The following is a 1,290-nucleotide window of genomic DNA, read 5'->3' on the forward strand; positions in this document are numbered from 1 at the left end:
ACTTCGCCGGGATAGACCGACAAGCGCACGTCGTTGAGCGCGCGCACGCCGGGAAAGGTCTTGCTGATGCCGCGCATTTCCAGCAGCGGCTGCTTCGGCTTCGTGGGCGACATAGAGTTGACCTCTTGCGAATTTGACGCCAGGCACCCCGATCCGAGGCTGCCCGACTAATTAAATCAAGTTGATTTATTTAAGCAGGCAGCAGAAAAACTGTCACCTTAGGGAAATCCCAAGTAGTGCTCAGAAGTAGGTTTTTAATTAGCTGTCTGGCTGAGCGGTCGGCGCGGACTTTATTTGGCGGTCTTCTCGGATCCGGTGTATTGGGTTCGAGAAGGCTTACATCGGTTAGAGCTTCAGGTCGAGCAGTGCCTGTCTCATGACGGAGGCATCTGCATCCAGACCGGTCCAGTATTTGATGGCTATGATCCCTTGATTGACCAGCATGCCGAGTCCATCCGCAATTCGACATCCTCTAGATTCGGCGGACCGCAGCAACTGTGTGAAAGGAGGGTTGGGGATGCCGTCCGCTACGACCATGTCACTGCTCAGGCTTTCGAGGTTGATATCGAGTGAAGCGCTGACGTCGGGATAAAGACCGATTGATGTCGCATTGATGACGATGTCGGTGTCGGAAGGTAACGAGTACGTTTTCTCCCAGCAATGGAAGCTAGCGTCCGCCTTCGTTCGATGAATCAGGAGGTTGGCTAGGAATCCGCGCGGCAGACAGAATTTGAGCTGCCGGTACTGACGCCACATCGTGCGGGCGTCAACGCCGATTGCGGTTTGGCCCGCCATTGCGCGCAAAAGTGGCTTTCCCGGCGGCGAAATCAGGGCAATGTTGTCCCCTTCGGGACTTACGCAGGCGTCATTTTCGACATTCTGCGTAGGTTCAGCGCCGCGCAGACGAGTTTCCATTCGGCCTGTGCCTTGGCCAGTCCACGCATGCTGAATTGTCGAAATCCGAGAACGCTCTTTACCCAGGCATTCGGCGGTTCGGACAGCCATTTGCGCTTTCGATAGGCCGCCTGAGTTTGCGCACAAGTAAACTTGTCGGCCATCGCGGCGCATAGCGGGCGCTTCCGGGCATCGACCTTCACCTCTTTCTTGCCCTCGCGTCCGGGCGCCACGATCAACTCGGCGGGGTGCTCGCGCAATTGTTCGAACGTCGCCTCCGAGCGGTAGCCCGCATCGGCAAGGACTTGCTTGGGGGCGGCCCCGGCGTCGCGCGCTACCGCCGCCAGAACGATCGGCAATTGGCCGCTGTCGGCAGCACAGTTACCCAGTTCGGCC

General features: G+C 57.8%; 2 protein-coding genes. Both read right to left on the reverse strand.

All coding sequences use genetic code 11. The features are described 5' to 3' along the window. Positions 1 to 345 precede the first annotated feature (345 nt). Positions 346 to 915: a shikimate dehydrogenase family protein gene (locus AWB78_RS42610; protein ID WP_157697913.1), complete on the reverse strand. Its 570-nt coding sequence runs from the start codon at positions 913 to 915 to the stop codon at positions 346 to 348. Then, the coding region (locus AWB78_RS42615; protein WP_157697436.1) for a transposase at positions 855 to 1,290 on the reverse strand (436 nt) is incomplete at its 5' end. The genes AWB78_RS42610 and AWB78_RS42615, both read right to left, overlap by 61 nt.

The sequence above is a fragment of the Caballeronia calidae genome, assembly GCF_900044055.2.
GTDB classification, from domain to species: domain Bacteria; phylum Pseudomonadota; class Gammaproteobacteria; order Burkholderiales; family Burkholderiaceae; genus Caballeronia; species Caballeronia calidae.